Origin of the sequence: Herbidospora sakaeratensis (genome assembly GCF_001570525.1) — a bacterium.
In the GTDB taxonomy this organism is placed as follows: Bacteria; Actinomycetota; Actinomycetes; order Streptosporangiales; family Streptosporangiaceae; genus Herbidospora; species Herbidospora sakaeratensis.
Map to the genome: position 1 here is coordinate 34187 of NZ_BBXC01000028.1, position 18589 is coordinate 52775.

1 protein-coding gene is annotated in these 18589 nt (G+C 75.3%); it reads right to left on the reverse strand.

Translation table 11 applies throughout. The features are described 5' to 3' along the window. Positions 1-17: 17 nt before the first annotated feature. Positions 18-18572 carry a type I polyketide synthase gene (locus AW271_RS42695; protein WP_062342608.1) on the reverse strand — a complete coding sequence of 6185 codons (18555 nt, stop codon included), beginning with the start codon at positions 18570-18572 and terminating at the stop codon, positions 18-20. Positions 18573-18589: the final 17 nt, after the last annotated feature.

The following is an 18589-nucleotide window of genomic DNA, read 5'->3' on the forward strand; positions in this document are numbered from 1 at the left end:
CCTAAGAGTCTTGTGGATCAGTCGAAGTCGGCGGCGCGGAGTTCCTTCTCCACGAAGTCGAACATCTCGTCGTCGGTGGCCGACTCGAGCTCCTGATCGGCGACCGCCTCGTCGCCGTCGTGCTGGACGCGCAGTTCCCGGCCGATCGATTCGAGCCGGGAGGTGAGGTCGAAACGTTCCTCGCGGTTCCAGGTGATCCCGGCGAGGACGGCCTGCAGTCTCTTGAGTTCGGCCACCGCGACCGCGTGGTCGGTCTGTTCATCGACGGCCTTCGAGCGGATGAAGCCGGCCAGGACCACGGGGGTCGGATAGTCGAACACGAGCGTGGCCGGGAGCTTGAGCCCGGTGGCGGCGTTCAGGCGGGTGCGCAGGTCGACGGCGGTGAGCGAGTCGAACCCGAGGTCCTTGAACGCCCGCCCGGCCGGCACCGCCTCGGCGGAGGCGTGCCCCAGGACGGCCGCCGCCTCGGCCCGCACCAGGTCGGTGAGCAGGCGTTCCTGCTCGGCCCGGCCGAGCCCGTCGAGCCGCCGGCTCAGCGCCGTGCCCGCCTGGTCCGCCTCGTCGGCGGCGGGTTCGGCGTCGGCGATGGCCCGCCGCGCCTCGGGCAGGCCGGCCAGCAGCGGGCTGGGCCGCTGCACGGTGAAGATGGGCGCGAACCGGTCCCAGTCGATGTCGGAGACCGCGACCAGGCTCTCACCGGCGTCCACGGCCGCCGCGAGCGCGGCCACGGCCCGCCGGGGGTCCATCTCCCGGACGCCCAAACGCTGCAGCATCTCCCCGCCGAGACCGCCGCCCATGCCGCCGCCGCCCCACAGACCCCACGCGATCGAGGTGCCGGTCAGGCCGCGGGCCCTGCGGTTCTCGACCAGCGCGTCGAGGGCGCCGTTGGCGGCCGCGTACGCGGACAACTGGGTGCTGCCCCAGGCGGCCGCGCCGGAGGAGAAGACGACGAACGCGTCGAGGTCGCCGGTCAGGTCGTCGAGGTAAGCCGCGCCACCGGCCTTGGCCTGCAACGATTCGGCCAGATGGGCGGTGACCACACCGTCGAGCGGGCCGGCGAGACCGGCGCCGGCGGCGTGGAAGACCGAGCTCAGATCGGGCCCGATCCAGGTGACCAGCCCCGCCGTCTGGGCGCGGTCGCCGACGTCGGCCGCGAGCACGGCCACGTCGCTGCCCGCGCGGGCCAGCTCGGCGGCCAGCGCGGGCACGCCGGCCGCGCCGGGGCCCGACCGGCTCGACAACACCAGCCGGGCGGCGTCGCGCCCGGTCAGCCAGCGGGCGACGTGCCCGCCGACGCCGCCGGTGCCGCCGGTGATCAGCACGGTGCCACCCGGCCGCCACTCGCGCGCCGGCCGCTTGGGGCGCGGCGCGCGGACCAGCCGCCGGCCGAGCAGCCCGCCGGAGCGGATGGCGACCTGGTCCTCACCGCACCCGGCCAGGACGGCGGCGAGCCGGTCGGCCGTCCGGTCGTCCCAGACCGGCGGCAGGTCGGCGAGGCCGCCCCAGCGGTCGGGGTGTTCGAGGGCGGCGACCCGGCCGAAGGCCCAGATCTGCTCGGGGACCAGGCTGACGGGCGCCTCCCCGCCGGAGGTCAGCGTCCACAGAGGAGAGCCGATGCCCGCGTCGCCGAGGGCCTGGACCAGCGCCGCCGTTCCGGCGAGCCCGGCGGCGACGACGGGCGCGCCGTCGAGCGGCGTCTCGTCGAGGGCCAGCAGGGAGACGATCCCGGCGGGGGCCGGGCCGCCCCTGAGCGTGTCGAGGACCTGGGCGGCCAGCCCGTCTCGGCTCGGCTCGCCGGGGACGATCTCGGCCCGGAGCACCTCGGCTCCGTGGCCGGTCAGCGCGTGTTCGACCCGGTCGGTCAGCTCGGTGCCGGCGGGGGCGACGATCAGCCAGGTGCCGTCGAGGGTCGCGGGGGCGGGCTCGGTGACCGGGGTCCACTGGATCAGGTAACGCCAGTCGGCGGTGTCGGCCACGCCGCGGTCGCGCTCCCGCCAGGCGGCCAGCGCGGGCAGCACGTCGCGCAGCCGCTCGCCGTCGACGTCGAGCGTCTGGGCCAGCCCGTCGAGGTCGCCGCCGGTGACGGCGGACCAGAACTCGTCCTCCCGGGCCGAGACCGGCGGGGTGTGCGCGACCGTTTCTGGCCAGTAGCGCTGCCGCTGGAACGGGTAGGTCGGCAGGCCGACCCGGTTCCCGGCGGGCAGCACGGCGGTCCAGTCGACCGCGACGCCCCGGACGTGCACGGCGGCCAGCGAGGCGAGCAGCCGGGCCGGGCCGCCGTCGTCGCGGCGCAGGGTGCCGGTCACGACGGCGTCGTCGAGCAGGTCGGCGATGGGACCGGTCAGGACGGGATGCGCCGAGGTCTCGACGAACGTGCCGTAACCCGACCTGCCCAGCACCTCGACGGCACGGGAGAACTCGACCGGGGCGCGGAGGCTGGCGTACCAGTAACGGGCATCCATCTCCGGGCCTTCGAGGAACTCGCCGGTCATCGCCGAGACGATCGGGATGCGGCCCTGCTGCGGGGTCACGCCCTCCAGCAGGTGGAGGATCTCTTCGCGCAACCGCTCGACCTGGGGGCCGTGCGAGGCGTAGTCGACGGGCAGCAGGCGTGCCCGGACACCGTCACGCTCGCAGTCGGCCAGCAGAGCGGCCAGCGCTTCAGGGTCACCGGAGACCACGGTCGCCGAGGGGCCGTTGACCGCCGCGATCGACACCCGCCGCCCTGGAGAATCCGGCTCAGCATGGGATCTCCCGACCGCCGCCTGATCACCAGCCGCCCACGCCTCCATCCGGTCGCGCACTGCCGCGACCGGCTCGGCGATCGAGAGCATGCCGCCCTTGCCCGACAACGCGGTCAGCGCCTTGCTGCGCAGCGCCACGACCTTGGCGGCATCCTCCAGGGAGAGGATCCCGGCGACCACGGCCGCCGCGATCTCCCCCTGCGAGTGGCCGACGACCGCGTCGGGCTCCACGCCGGCCGCCTGCCACACCGCCGCCAGCGACACCATGACCGCCCACAACGCGGGCTGCACGACGTCCACCCGATCGAGATCGAGGTCGTCGTCGAGCGACCAGTCCACGTAGGGCGCGAGGGCCGCGCCGCACTCGGCCATCCGGGCCGCGAAGACCGGGCTGCTCGCGGCGAGTTCCCGGGCCATCCCCGTCCACTGAGAACCCTGGCCGGGGAAGACGAACACGACCGGTTCGGCGGCGTCGGCCGTGCCGACGACCACCTCGGCGGACGGTCGCCCGGCCGCCAGGGCCGACAACCCCGCGGCGAGGTCGCCGACCACCACGGCGCGGTGCTCGAAAGCCGATCGGGTCGTGGCCAAGGACCAGCCGACGTCGGCCGGATGTGCTTCCGGGTGCCGGGTCACGTGCGCGGCCAGCTGGGCGGCCTGGGCCCGGAGGCCGGCCGGCGAGTGCGCGGACACGAGCCAGGCGGTTCCGTCGGACACCACCGGGGCCTGCTCGACCGGCTGAGGATCCGCCGGAGCGGGCGGCTCTTCGAGGATGACGTGGGCGTTGGTGCCGCTGATCCCGAACGCGGACACTCCGGCGCGACGCACCCGGCCGTTGGCCTTCCACGCCACCGGCTCGGTCAGCAGGCGGACGTCCCCGGCCGACCAGTCGACGTGCGGCGACGGAACGTCGGCGTGCAGCGTGGCCGGGAGCAGGTCGTGCTGGAGGGCGAGCACCATCTTGATGACCCCGGCCACCCCGGCGGCCTGCTGGGCGTGGCCGATGTTCGACTTGACCGTGCCCAGCCACAGCGGCCGGTCGCGGTCCTGCCCGTAGGTGGCGAGCAGCGCCTGCGCCTCGATCGGGTCGCCCAGCCGCGTGCCGGTGCCGTGGGCCTCGACCGCGTCGACGTCGCCCGGCGTCAGCCCGGCGCTGGTCAGGGCCGCGCGGATCACCCGCTGCTGGGAGGGGCCGTTGGGGGCGCTCAGCCCGTTCGACGCGCCGTCCTGGTTGACCGCGCTTCCGGCCACCACCGCCAGCACGGTGTGCCCGTTACGCCGGGCGTCGGACAGCCGCTCCAGCACCACCATGCCCGCGCCCTCGGCCAGCCCCATGCCGTCGGCGTCGGCGGAGAACGCCTTGCACCGCCCGTCGGCGGCCAGCGCGCCCTGCTGCGAGAAGCCAATGAACTCGGCGGGGTCGGCGATCACCATCACACCGCCCGCCAGCGCCAGATCGCACTCCCCGGCCCGAAGCGCCTGCGCCGCCAGATGCAGCGACACCAGCGCAGACGAACACGCCGTGTCCACCGTGACGGCGGGACCTTCCAGCCCCAGGGTGTACGAGATCCGCCCGGAGATCACGCTCGTCACGTTGCCGGTGATCAGATGCCCGGCCGAGCCCTCGTCGAAGCCGCCCTGGCTGGCGTAGCCCGAGGCCGCCGCCCCGGCGAACACGCCGGTCAGCGAACCCCGCAACGACACCGGGTCGAGGCCCGCCCGCTCCAGCGCCTCCCACGAGGTCTCCAGGAGAAGCCGCTGCTGCGGGTCCATCGCCAGCGCCTCGCGGGGGCTGATCCGGAAGAACGCCGGGTCGAAGTCGGCCGCCCCGGCGACGAAACCGCCTTCGTTCGTGGACGACGCCAGCGCCCCCTCAGGGATCTGCCAGCCCCGGTCCATCGGGAAGCCGCCGACGGCGTCCGTGCCGGTCGAGAGCAGGTTCCACATCGCGTCGGGGCCGTCGACCCCGCCGGGATACCGGCAGCCCATGCCGACGATCACGATCGGGTCGGCGGCCGACACCGGCGTGACCCGCGAAACGGGCGCGGTGAGCTGCTGGGCGCCCATGAGCTGGCCGACGATCTGCCGGGCCAGCAGCGCCGGGGACGGGTAGTCGAACACCACCGTCGACGGCAACCTCAAGCCCGTCGCCTGGTTGAGGCGGCCGCGCAGGTCGACCGCGGTCAGCGAGTCGAAGCCCATCTCGCGGAAGGCGCGGGCGGCGTCCACGGCATCGGCGGAGGTGTGCCCGAGCACCGCGGCGGCGTGGCCGCCGACCAGGTCGGTGACGATACGTTCGCGCTGGGCGGCCGACACCCCGGCGAGGCGTTCCCGCAGGGCCGCGCCGTCTCCGGAGGTGACGACGGCGGCCGACTCGGCGGTTTCCTGGCGGGCCTCGGGGATCTCGTCGAGCAGCGGCCACGACCGGGCCGCGTTGAACACCGCAGAGAAGCGCGGCCAGTCGACGTCGGCGACCGACAGGACGGTCTCGTCGTCGGCGAGCGCCTGGCCGAGGACCGACAGCGCCCGCTCGGGGGCGAGCAGCTTGAGGCCCTGGCGGCGGATGCGCTCGGGGATCAGGCTCAGCGGCCGGTCGGGACCGGCGTCCCCGGCGTCGTCGAACCGGCCGCCGGAGCTCCACACCCCCCACGCGACCGACGTCGCGGGCAGGCCCCGGGCACGGCGATCTTCGGCCAGCGCGTCGAGGTGGGCGTTGGCGGCGGCGTAGGTGCCGTGCTCGCCGACGCCCCAGGTCGCGGTGATGGACGAGAACAGGACGAACTCATCCAGATCGAGGCCGGCGGTCAGTTCGTCCAGGATCGTGGCCCCGCCGACCTTCGCGCCCAGGGCGAGGGCGAGGTCGTCGACGCCCGTCTGGTCGAGGGTCATCAGTTCCACCGCGACCGCCGCGTGCATGACCGTGGACAGCGGCGGGGCGACGGTCGGGATCCAGGCCAGCAGCCCGGCCAGCGCGTCGCGGTCGGTGACGTCGCAGGCGGCCATGGTGACCGGGGAACCGGCCTCGGCCAGTTGGGCGGCCAGCGCGGCCGCGCCCGGCGTGCCCGGACCCCGGCGGCTGGTCAGCACGGCGTGCGGCACCCCGGCCTCGGTCAACCAGGCGGCCAGGTCGGGGCCGATCACGCCGCTCGCGCCGGTCAGCAGGACGGTGCCACGAGGCGTCCAGGCGTCGCCGTGGCGGCGCGGCGCGGCCCGCACGAGGCGGCGCGCGAACACACCGCCGGCGCGGATCGCGACCTGGTCCTCTCCCCCGTCGGCCAGGACTCCGGCGAGCCGGGCGGCCGAGCGGTCGTCCAGGACCGGCGGCAGGTCGATCAGCCCGCCCCACCTGCCAGGATGCTCGACCCCGGCCGTGCGGCCGAGACCCCACACCTGGGCCTGGACGGGGTCGGCCGTGGTCCCTCCGGCGGTGACGGCGCCCCGCGTGACCACCCACAACGGCGCGGTCACCCCGGCGTCGCCGAGCGCCTGGACCAGTGCCAGGGTGCCCGCGACCCCGGCCGGGACGACGGGCCGGTCGGCCAGGGGCGTGCCGTCGACGCCGAGGAGGGACAACACTCCGGCGGGCTCGGGGCCGTCTGCGACGAGGGCGGCCAGGGTGTGCCGGTCGAGGTCGGCCGGGGGGATCTCGGCGAGCACGACGTCGGCTCCCCGGTCGGCCAGCGTGCGGCGGCAGGCGGCCGTGAGGTTCTCGTCCAGGCCGGTGGGGGCGAGGACCAGCCACGTGCCGGACAACACGGCGGGGCCGGGGTCGCGCAGGGGAAGCCAGGAGACCCGGTAACGCCAGTCGGCCGTGCCGGAACCGCCGCGCTCCCGCTCCCGCCAGGCGGCCAGCGCGGGCAGCACGTCACGGAGCCGGTCGCCGTCGACGTCCAGCGTCCGGGACAGTCCTGCCAGGTCACCGCCGCTCACGGCGGTCCAGAAGTCGTCCTCCTGCGCCGAGACGGCGGGGGTGGCGGGCATCGGCTTGGGCCAGTAGCGGCGGCGCTGGAAGGCGTAGGTCGGCAACTCCACGACGCCGGCCTCGGGCACGACGGCGGTCCAGTCGACCTCGACGCCGCGCACGTGCACTTCGGCCAGGGACGCCAGCAGGCGAGCGGCGCCGCCGTCGTCGCGGCGCAGGGTGCCCGTGACGACGTGGGCCGGGGCGAACGTGTTCTCCTCGGCGAGCCGGTCGAGGCTGTCGCCGATCGCGTTGACCAGGACGGGGTGCGCCGAGCTCTCGACGAACGTGCCGTAGCCCGACCTGCCCAGCACCTCGACGGCCCGGGAGAACTCGACGGGGGCGCGGAGACTGGAATACCAGTAACCGGCATCCATCTCCGGACCCCGCAGGAACTCGCCGGTCATCGCCGACACCATCGGGATCCGGCCCGGCTGCGGGGCGACACCCGCCAGCAGACTGAGGATCTCCTCGCGCAACTGCTCGACCTGGGGACCGTGGGAGGCGTAGTCGACGGGCAGCAGGCGCGCCCGGACACCGTCGCGCTCACAGTCGGCCAGCAGTTCGGCCAGCGCCTCGGGGTCACCAGAGAGCACGGTCGCCGAGGGGCCGTTGACGGCCGCGATCGACACCCGATCGCCGAGATCCCGCTCAGCGCCGGAAACCTGATCGCCGACCGCCCGCTTGGCCCACGCCTCGATTCGGTTTCGCACCTCGGCGACGGGCTCGGCGATCGAGAGCATGCCGCCCTGGCCCGACAAAGCGACCAGCGCCTTGCTGCGCAGCGCCACGACCTTCGCGGCGTCCTCCAGTGACAGGATTCCGGCCACCACGGCCGCCGCGATCTCCCCCTGCGAGTGGCCGATGACCGCGTCCGGCTTCACGCCGGCGGCCTGCCACACCGCCGCCAGGGACACCATGACCGCCCACAACGCGGGCTGCACCACGTCCACCCGGTCGAGGTCGAGGTCGTCGTCGAACGACCAGTCCACGTAAGGAGCGAGAGCACGGCCGCACTCGGCCATCCGCGCGGCGAACACCGGGCTGCTCGCGGCGAGCTCCCGGCCCATCCCGGCCCACTGCGACCCCTGACCGGGGAAGACGAACGCGACCCGGCCGCCACCGCCACCCGCGGGCACGACACCGGTGACCACACCCGAGCCCGGTTGGTCTCCCGCCAGCGCGGACAGCCCTTCCAGCAGTTCGGCCCGGTCGCCGCCGATCACCGCCGCGCGGTGTTCGAAGGCCGATCGGCTGGTGAGCAGCGACCAGGCCACGTCGGCGGCGTCCAGGGAGGGGCGTGCCAGCACGTGCTCGCCGAGCCGGGCGGCCTGCGCCGACAGGCCGGTCGCGCTGCGGGCCGACACCAGCCACACCGGTACCGGCCCCGTCAGCACCGGCGGTGCCGCGGGGGTGCGCTCGGCGGGGACCGCCGCCGGGGCCTCTTCGATGATCGCGTGCACGTTGGTGCCGCTGACGCCGAAGGCCGACACGCCGCCGCGCCGGGGGCGCCCGTTCGCGGGCCAGGCGACCGGTTCGGTCAGCAGGCGCACGTCGCCCGCCGACCAGTCGACGTGCGGTGACGGCTCGGCGGCGTGCAGGGTGCGGGGCATCTGCTGGTGCTGGAGGGCGAGCACGAGCTTGATGACCCCGGCCACGCCCGCGGCCGTCTGCGTGTGGCCGATGTTCGACTTCACCGAGCCCAGCCACAGGGGCTGGTTCCGGTTCCGCCCGTACGTCGCCAGCAGCGCCTGCGCCTCGATCGGGTCGCCGAGCACCGTCCCGGTGCCGTGCGCCTCGATCAGGTCGACCTCGTCGGCCCGCAGGCCGGCGTTGGCCAGGGCGCTGCGGATGACCTTCTGCTGGGCGGGGCCGTTCGGGGCGGTGATGCCGTTGCTGGCGCCGTCCTGGTTCATCGCGCTGCCGGCGACCACGGCGAGCACGGTGTGGCCGTTGCGGCGGGCGTCCGAGAGGCGTTCCAAAACCAGCATGCCGGCGCCCTCGCCCCAGCCGATGCCGTCGGCGTCCGCGGAGAACGCCTTGCACCGGCCGTCGAACGCGAGGCCCTGCTGCTTGGAGAACTCCGAGAACGCCGACGGCGTCGACATCACCGCGACACCGCCGGCCAGCGCCATCGAGCACTCCCGCGACCGCAGCGCCTGGCACGCCAGGTGCAGCGCCACCAGGGCCGAGGAACAGGCCGTGTCGACCGTGACGGCGGGCCCTTCAAGCCCGAGGGTGTACGAGATCCTCCCGGAGATCACCGAGGTCAGACCGCCGATGAGGGTGTAGCCCTCGGAGCCCTCCTCCGGCGCGAGGCCGTATCCGTACCCGCCGAAGCCGGCCCCGGCGAAGACGCCGGTCGCGGTGCCCTTCAGCGACGCCGGGTCGATCCCGGCCCGTTCGACCGCCTCCCAGGCCGTCTCCAGCAGGAGCCGCTGCTGCGGGTCCATCGTGATGGCCTCACGCGGGCTGATGCCGAAGAAGCCGGGGTCGAAGTCGCCCGCGTCGTAGATGAACCCGCCGACGACGGTGGTGGACGCGCCGTCGTCGACTCCGGCGTACAGGCCCTCGGCGTCCCAGCCCCGGTCGGTGGGGAAGCCGGAGATGGTGTCGACCCCGTCGGCCAGCAGCCTCCAGAGGTCCTCGGGTTCGCGCACGCCGCCGGGGAACCGGCAGCCCATGCCGACGATGGCGATCGGCTCGCCGGGGTCGGCGGCCGTGTGCGCCACGACCGGCGTGCCCGCGTCGTCCGGCACGCCGAGCAGTTCGGCCCGCAGGAACCGCACGGCGGCGGCCGGGGTGGGGTGGTCGAAGACGAGCGTGGCCGGGAGCTTGAGCCCGGTGGCGGCGTTCAGGCGGGTGCGCAGGTCGACGGCGGTGAGCGAGTCGAACCCGAGGTCCTTGAACGCCCGCCCGGCCGGCACGGCGTCGGCCGACACGTGCCCGAGCACGGCGGCGGCCTCGGCCCTGACCATCTCGGTGAGCAGCCGCTCCTGCTCGGCCGGGTCGAGACCGGCCAGCCGCCGCCCGAGTTCGGTCCCGGCGGCCTCCGCGACCGGGGACGGCCGGGTGTCGGCGAGCGCCCGCCGGGCCTCGGGCAGGTCGGCCAGCAGCGGGCTGGGCCGCTGCACGGTGAAGACGGGCGCGAACCGGTCCCAGTCGACGTCCGAGACGACGACGAGGTCCTCCCCCGCGTCCAGAACGGCCGCCAGCGCGCCGACGGCCAGGCCGGCGTCCATCTCCCGCACGCCGAGCCGTTGCAGCACCTCTCCGGCGAGCCCCTCGCCCATGCCGCCGCCGCCCCAGAGACCCCAGGCGACCGAGGTCCCGGCCAGGCCGCGGGCCCTGCGGTCCTCGACCAGCGCGTCGAGCGCGGCGTTGGCGGCGGCGTAGCCGGACAGGCGGGCGCTGCCCCACGAGGCCGCACCGGACGAGAAGCCGACGAACGCGTCCAGCTCGCGGTCGGCGGTCAGCTCGTCGAGGTGGACGGCGCCACCGGCCTTGGCCGCCAGCACCTCGGCCAGGTCGTCACGCGTCATCGCGGACACGGGACCGCCGACGCCCGCGCCGGCGGCGTGCATGACCGAGGTCAGCGCCGGGCCGTGCGTGTCGATCCAGGTGACCAGTCCGGCCGTCTGGGCGCGGTCGCCGACGTCGACCGCGAGCACGGCCACCTCGGTGCCCGCGAGGGCGAGTTCGGCGGCCAGCGCGGGCGCCCCCGCCGCACGGGGGCCCGACCGGCTCGACAACACCACCCGGGCGGCGTCGCGCCCGGTCAGCCAGCGGGCGACGTGCCCGCCGACGCCGCCGGTGCCGCCGGTGACGAGCACGCTGCCGCCCGGCCGCCACGGGCGCTCGGCCGGAGCGGGAAGGGCGGCGCGCACCATCCGGCGGCCCACGACCGCATCGGGACGGATGGCGACCTGGTCCTCACCGCACCCGGCGAGGACGGCGGCGAGGCGGGCGGCCGTGTGCGCGTCCCAGGCGCGGGGCAGCTCGATCAGGCCGCCCCACCGGCCGGGATGCTCCAGCGCGGCGACGCGCCCGAAGGCCCAGGTCTGCGCCTGCGCCAGACCGGCGCCGGACGTCAGCACCCAGAGCGGCGCGTCGATCCCGACGTCGCCGAGGGCCTGCACCAGGTCGACGGTCGCAGCCAGCCCGGCGGGCACGACGGGATGCCCGGCCGACGGCGACCCGTCCAGGGCCAGCAGGGAGACGACGCCGGCCGCGGGGGGCACGTCGAGGAGGCGCGCGCTCAGGGAGTCGCCGGGGGCGATCTCCACGGGGACCACGTCGGCGCCGTGGTCGGCCATGGCCTGGTGGACCTCCCGCGACGTCCCGGCGGGCGCGATGAGCAGCCAGGTGCCGGTCAGGGTCGCGGGGGCGAGAGGGGCGAGCGGCGTCCAGGTGATCGTGTAACGCCAGTCGTCGGCGGTGGCCTCACGCGCCGTGACGACGGCCTTGGGCCAGTAGCGCTGCCGCTGGAACGCGTAGGTCGGCAGGCCGACCCGGTTCCCGGCCGGGAGCACGGCCGACCAGTTCACCGGCACACCGCGCACATACGCGGTCGCCAGCGACGCGAGCAACCGGGTGGGGCCGCCGTCGTCGCGGCGCAGGGTGCCGGTCACGACGGCGTCTTCGAGCAGGTCGGCGATCGGGCCGGTCAGCACGGGATGGGCCGAGGTCTCGACGAACGTGCCGTAACCGGCCCTTCCCAGCACCTCGACGGCGCGGGAGAACTCGACGGGGGCGCGGAGGCTGGAATACCAGTAACCGGCATCCATCTCCGGACCCCGCAAGAACTCGCCGGTCATCGCCGACACCATCGGGATCCGGCCCGGCCGCGGAGCGACACCCTCCAGCAGACTGAGGATCTCTTCACGCAACTGCTCGACCTGGGGACCGTGGGAGGCGTAGTCGACGGGCAGCAGGCGCGCCCGGACACCGTCACGCTCACAGTCGGCCAGCAACTCGGCCAGCGCCTCGGGATCGCCGGACAACACAGTCGCGGAGGGGCCGTTGACCACCGCGATCGACACCCGATCGGCGAGAGCACCACCGAGAGAATCCAGCTCGGCCTTCGAAACGGCCCGGCCACCGAGGTTCGCCCCCACGACCGCCGCCTCGTCATCGGCCGACCGGCCACGGGAATGCGGTCCGGCGGCCCGCGTGGCCCAGGCCTCGATGCGGGCCCGCACCGCCGTAACCGGCTCGGCGATCGAGAGCATGCCGCCCTTGCCCGACAGCGCGGTCAGCGCCTTGCTGCGCAGCGCCACCACCTTGGCCGCGTCCTCCAGCGAGAGGATCCCGGCCACCACGGCAGCCGCGATCTCCCCCTGCGAATGACCGACCACCGCGTCGGGCTCCACGCCGGCCGCCTGCCACACCGCCGCCAAAGAGACCATCACCGCCCACAGGGCGGGCTGCACCACGTCCACCCGGTCGAGGTCGAGGTCGTCGTCGAGCGACCAGTCCACGTAGGGCGCGAGGGCCGCGCCGCACTCGGCCATCCGGGCGGCGAACACCGGGCTGCTCGCGGCGAGTTCCCGGGCCATCCCCGTCCACTGCGACCCCTGGCCGGGGAAGACGAACACGACCGGCTCGGCCGCGTCGGCGGCACCCACGACCACCTCGGCGGACGGTCGCCCGGCCGCCAGGGCCGACAACCCCGCGGCGAGGTCGCCGACCACCACGGCCCGGTGCTCGAAAGCCGACCGGGTCGTGGCCAGCGACCACGCGACGTCGACCGGGTCCAGGTCCGGCACGTGTCCGGCGAGCCGGGCCGCCTGCGCCGTCAATCCCTCCGGCGAACGGGCCGACACCAGCCACGCCGTCGCCTCCGGCAGAACCGGCGTGCGCTCGGCGGGCTCGGCCTCCTCGTCCTGAGGGGCCTCTTCCAAGATCATGTGAGCGTTGGTGCCGCTGATCCCGAACGCCGACACCCCGGCCCGGCGCGGACGGCCGTTCGACGACCAGTCGACCGGCTCGGTCAGCAGCCGGACATCCCCGGCCGACCAGTCGACGTGCGGCGACGGGACGTCGGCGTGCAGCGTGGCGGGCAGCAGGCCGTGCCGCAGCGCCAGCACCATCTTGATGACCCCGGCCACCCCGGCGGCCTGCTGCGCGTGCCCGATGTTCGACTTCACCGAGCCCAGCCACAGCGGCCGATCCCGGTCCTGCCCGTAAGTGGCGAGCAGCGCCTGCGCCTCGATCGGGTCGCCCAGCCGCGTGCCGGTGCCGTGGCCCTCGACCGCGTCGACGTCACCAGGCGTCAGCCCAGCGCTGGTCAGGGCCGCGCGGATCACCCGCTCCTGCGAAGGACCGTTCGGCGCCGACAGTCCGTTCGACGCGCCGTCCTGGTTGACCGCGCTTCCGGCCACCACCGCCAGCACGGTGTGCCCGTTGCGGCGGGCGTCGGAGAGCCGTTCGAGCACGACCATCCCGGCGCCCTCGGCCAGCCCCATGCCGTCGGCGTCGGCGGAGAACGCCTTGCACCGCCCGTCGGCCGCGAGCGCCCCCTGCTGCGAGAAACCGACGAACTCGCCGGGATCGGTGATCACCGTCACGCCGCCGGCCAGCGCCAGGTCGCACTCCCCGGCCCGGAGCGCCTGCGCCGCCAGGTGCAGCGACACCAGCGCCGACGAACACGCCGTGTCGACCGTGACGGCGGGGCCTTCAAGCCCGAGGGTGTACGAGATCCGCCCGGAGATCACGCTGGTCACGTTGCCGGTGATCAGATGGCCGGCCGAGTCCTCGTCGAAGCCGCCGTGCCCGGCGTACCCGGACGACGTGGCACCGGCGAAGACGCCGGTCAGCGAGCCGCGCAGGGAGTCGGGGTCGAGCCCGGCGTGCTCCAGCGCCTCCCATGAGGTCTCCAGCAGGAGCCGCTGCTGCGGGTCCATGGCGAGGGCCTCGCGCGGGCTGATCCGGAAGAACGCCGGGTCGAAGTCGGCCGCTCCGGCGATGAAACCGCCTTCTCTCGTGGACGATGTCCGCAACCCCGCCAGGTCCCAGTTCCGGTCGGCCGGGAAGCCCGACACGGCGTCCCCGCCGGTCGACAACAACCGCCACAACGCCTCGGGGTTGTCCGCGCCGCCGGGGAACCGGCAGCCCAGCCCGACGACGACCACCGGATCGACGACCGAGACGGGGGTGACCCGCGACCCCCCCGACGCCGCCGGACCGGCGCCCGTCAGCTGCGTCACGATCCGGCGCGCCAGCACGACGGGCGACGGGAAGTCGAACACCACCGTCGACGGCAACCGCAGGCCGGTGGCCTGGTTGAGGCGGCCGCGCAGTTCCACCGCCGTCAGGGAGTCGAAGCCCATCTCGCGGAAGGCCCGGCCCGCCTCGACCGCGTCGGAGGAGGCGTGCCCGAGCACCGCCGCCGCGTGCCCGCGGACCAGGTCGGTGACGAGGCGTTCCCGCCGGGCCGGGGTCGCGTCCGCGAGGCGGCCGAGCAGTTCGGCGACCTCGCCCGAGGTGACCACGGCGGTGTCGGCGGGGCCGGGCTCGGCCTGCCGCGCCTCGGGGATCCCGTCGAGCAGCGGCCACGACCGGGCCGCGTTGAACACCGCCGAGAAGCGCGGCCAGTCGACGTCCACGACCGACAACGCGGTCTCGTCGTCGGCGAGCACCTGGCCGAGAACCGAGAGCGCCCGGCCCGGGTCGAGCAGCCGGAGGCCCTGGCGGCGCAGCCGCTCGGGGATGACGCTCAGCGCGCGGTCGGCCGTGGCCGACTCCTGGCCGGTGTCCCACACCCCCCACGCCACCGACGTGGCGGGCAGGCCCCGGGCGCGTCGGTGCTCCGCCAGCGCGTCGAGGTGGGCGTTGGCCGCCGCGTAGGCGCCGTGCTCGCCGACGCCCCAGGTCGCCGCGATCGACGAGAACAGCACGAAGGCGTCGAGGTCGCGGCCGGCGGTCAGTTCGTCCAGGATCACGGCTCCGCCGACCTTGGCGGCCAGCGCGAGCGACAGGTGGCCGACGCCGGTGTCGGCGAGGGTCAGCAGTTCGACGCCGAGGGCGCCGTGGATCACCGACGACAACGCGGGGCCGGTGCGGTCGATCCAGGTCAGCAGGCCGGCGACGGCGTCGCGGTCGGTGACGTCGCAGGTCGCCAGGCTGACGGGCGTCCCGGCGGCGGCCAGGGCGGCGGCCACGGAGGCCGCGCCGGGGACCATCGGCCCGCGCCGGCTGACCAGCGTCAGGTGCGGGGCCCCGGCGTCGGAGAGCCAGCGGGCCAGTTCGGGGCCGATCTCGCCGCTCGCCCCGGTCACGAGCACGGTGCCGCGCGGCCGCCACACCCCCTCGCCACGGGACGGCCCGGTCCGGACCAGCCGCCGGGCGGCGATCCCGGCCCGACGGACGGCCACCTGGTCTTCGCCGCACCCAGCGAGCACCGCGCCGAGGCGCTTGACCGCCCGGGCGTCGAGCACGGGCGGCAGGTCGACCAGGCCGCCCCAGCGGCCGGGGTGTTCCAGGCCCGCGACCCGGCCCAGGCCCCAGACCTGCGCCTGCACGGGGCTGGCCGGGAACTCGCCGGGACCGGCGGCCACCGCTCCGGAGGTCAGCACCCACAACGGCGCGGTGCTCCCGGCCCGGCCGAGCGCCTGGACGAGCGCCAGCGTGCCGGCCAGGCCGCCGCTCACCTGCGGATGCCCGGGCAGCGGCGTCTCGTCGAAGGCCAGCAGTGAGACGATGCCCCGGGCGTCGGTCGCGTCGTCGGCCAGGTCGTCCAGATCGGTCTGGCCGGGACGCACCTCGGCGACCATGACCTCGGCGCCACGGGCGGTCAGCGCCGCCACGCACGCGGCGCGCCGTTCGACGTCCCCGCCCGAGGGGGCCACCACGAGCCAGGCGCCGTCGAGGGCGGCCGGGGCCGGGTCGGGCACCGGGACCCAGGAGACGCGGTACCGCCAGTCGGCCGTCACCGACTCCTCGCGCTCCCGGCGCCGCCAGGACGCCAGCGCGGGCACGACGTCGCCGAGGCTCCGGCCGTCCAGGGCGAGGGCGCCGGCCAGGGCGTCGACGTCGCCGTTCTCGACGGCCGCCCAGAACGCGCTCTCGCGCGCGGAGCCCGCCTCCTCGCCCGGCCGGGCCGGGACGGGGTCGGGCCAGAAGTGCCGCCGCTGGAAGGCGTAGGTCGGCAGGTCGACGCGCTCCCCGGGGGGCAGCACCGACGGCCAGTCGACGCCGACGCCCCGGACGTGGGCCTCGGCCAGCGAGGTGAGCAACCGGCCGGGGCCGCCGTCGTCCCGGCGCAACGTGCCGGTGACGACGGGGCTCTCGGCGAGGTCTTCGAGGATCGCGCCGATCGACGCGGTGAGCACCGGATGCGGGGAGGTCTCGACGAACACGCCGTACCGGGACCGGCCCAGGCTCTCGACGGCGCGGTGGAACTCGACGGGGGCGCGGAGGCTGGCGTACCAGTACCCGGCGTCCAGCTCGGGACCGGCCAGCGTCTCTCCGGTCATCGCCGACACCATGGGGATGCGGGCCGACTGCGGGGCCACGCCCTCCAGCAGGCGGAGGATCTCCTCGCGCAACTCCTCCACCTGGGGACCGTGCGAGGCGTAGTCGACCGGCAACATGCGCGCCCGGACGCCCTCCCGCTCACACTCGGCCAGCAGCTCCGTCAGCGCCGAAGGGTCACCGGAGACCACGGTCGCCGCCGGGCCGTTGACCGCCGCGATCGACACCCGCTCGGCCCAGCCGGGGAAATCCGCTTCGGCGACCGCCGCCTGGGCATCGACTGCTCGTGCGGCCCAGGCCTCGATCCGGCTTCGCACGGCGGCGACCGGCTCGGCGATCGAGAGCATGCCGCCCTGGCCCGACAACGCGGTCAGCGCCTTGCTGCGCAGCGCCACGACCTTGGCCGCGTCCTCCAGCGACAGGATCCCGGCCACCACGGCAGCCGCGATCTCGCCCTGCGAGTGGCCGACGACCGCGTCGGGCTCCACGCCTGCCGCCTGCCACACCGCCGCCAGGGAGACCATGACCGCCCACAGGGCGGGCTGCACGACGTCCACCCGGTTCAAATCAAGATCGTCGTCAAGGGACCAGTCGACATGGGGAGCCAGGGCCGCGCCACACTCGGCCATGCGCGCCGCGAACACCGGGCTGCTCCGCGCGAGCTCGCGCCCCATGCCCGCCCACTGCGAACCCTGGCCGGGGAAGACGAACACCACCCGCTCGCGGCCGCGACCGGCCACCACCGCACCGCTCACGACACCGGGCGCGGGCTCGCCGGAGGCCAGCGCGGACAGGCCCGGCAGGAAATCGCCGCGGACCACGGCGCGGTGCTCGAAGGTCGACCGGGTCGTCGCGAGCGACCACGCCACGTCGATCGGGTCGGGGGCCTGCTCGCGGGTGAAGTCGGCCAGGCGGGCGGCCTGGGCGCGCAGGCCGTCGGCGGTGCGGGCGGAGACCAGCCAGGCCGTGCCCTCCGACAGGACCGGCGTCGTGGCGGGCTCGGGCTCGGCGTCGCCGGCCGGAGGGGCCTCCTGGACGATGACGTGGACGTTGGTGCCGCTGGCCCCGAACGCCGAGACGCCGGCCCGGCGCGGCTGCTCCCCGGCGGGCCAGGGCACCGCCTCGGTCAGCAGCCGGACGTCGCCCGCCGACCAGTCGACCTGCGGCGAGGGCTCGTCGACGTGCAGGGTGGGCGGCATCAGGTCGTTCCGCAGGGCCAGCACCATCTTGATGACCCCGGCGACGCCGCCCGCGGCCTGGGTGTGCCCGATGTTCGACTTGACCGAGCCCAGCCACAGGGGCCGGTCGCGGTCCTGTCCGTACGTCGCCAGGATCGCCTGCGCCTCGATCGGGTCGCCCAGCACGGTGCCGGTGCCGTGCCCCTCGACGACGTCCACCTGGTCGGCCCGCACCCGGGCGTCGGCCAGGGCCTCGCGGATGACGCGCTGCTGGGAGGGCCCGTTCGGCGCGGTCAGGCCGTTGCTGGCGCCGTCCTGGTTGACGGCGGTCCCGGCGATCAGCGCGAGCACGGGGTGGCCGTTGCGGCGGGCGTCCGAGAGCCGTTCCAGGACGAGCAGCCCGGCGCCCTCGCCCCAGCCCATGCCGTCGGCCGCGCCCGCGTAGGCCTTGCTGCGGCCGTCGGCGGCCATGCCCGACTGCTTGGAGAACTCCGCGAACGCCGCCGGAGTGATCATGACCACGACGCCGCCGGCCAGCGCCAGCGTGCAGTCGCCCGACCGCAGCGCCTGCGCGGCCAGGTGCAGCGCCACCAGCGACGACGAACAGGCCGTGTCGACCGTGAGGGCGGGCCCCTCCAATCCGAGCGTGTACGCCACCCGTCCCGAGATCATCGCGGTCTGGCTGCCGGTCAGCAGGTAGCCCTCCGCGCCGGTGTCCGCCTCGACCAGGCCCTCGCCGTAACCGGCGAAACTCGCCCCGACGAACACGCCGGTCGACGAGCCGCGCAGCGACCTCGGCTCGATCCGGGCCCGCTCCAGCGACTCCCACGCGATCTCCAGCAGCAGGCGCTGCTGCGGGTCCATCGCCAGCGCCTCACGGGGGCTGATGCCGAAGAACCCGGCGTCGAACTCCGCCGCGTCGTGCACGAAGCCGCCCTGGTGCGCGAACGAGGTGCTCACCCCGTCACCGGCGGCCCGCCGCAGCGCCTCCCAGCCCCGGTCGGCCGGGAACCCGCCGATCGTGTCGGTGCCGGACGCCACCACGTCCCAGAAGCCGCGCGGATCGGCGATGCCTCCCGGGTATCGGCAGCCGACGCTCACGATGGCGATGGGCTCCTGCTCGGCCGCCTCCATCCGGCGCAGCCGCTTGCGGGTCTCCTGCAGCTCGGCCGACGCCTTCTTGAGGTAGTCGAAGAGTTTTTCCTGGCTGTCCATGACGACTCCCGGAAGCG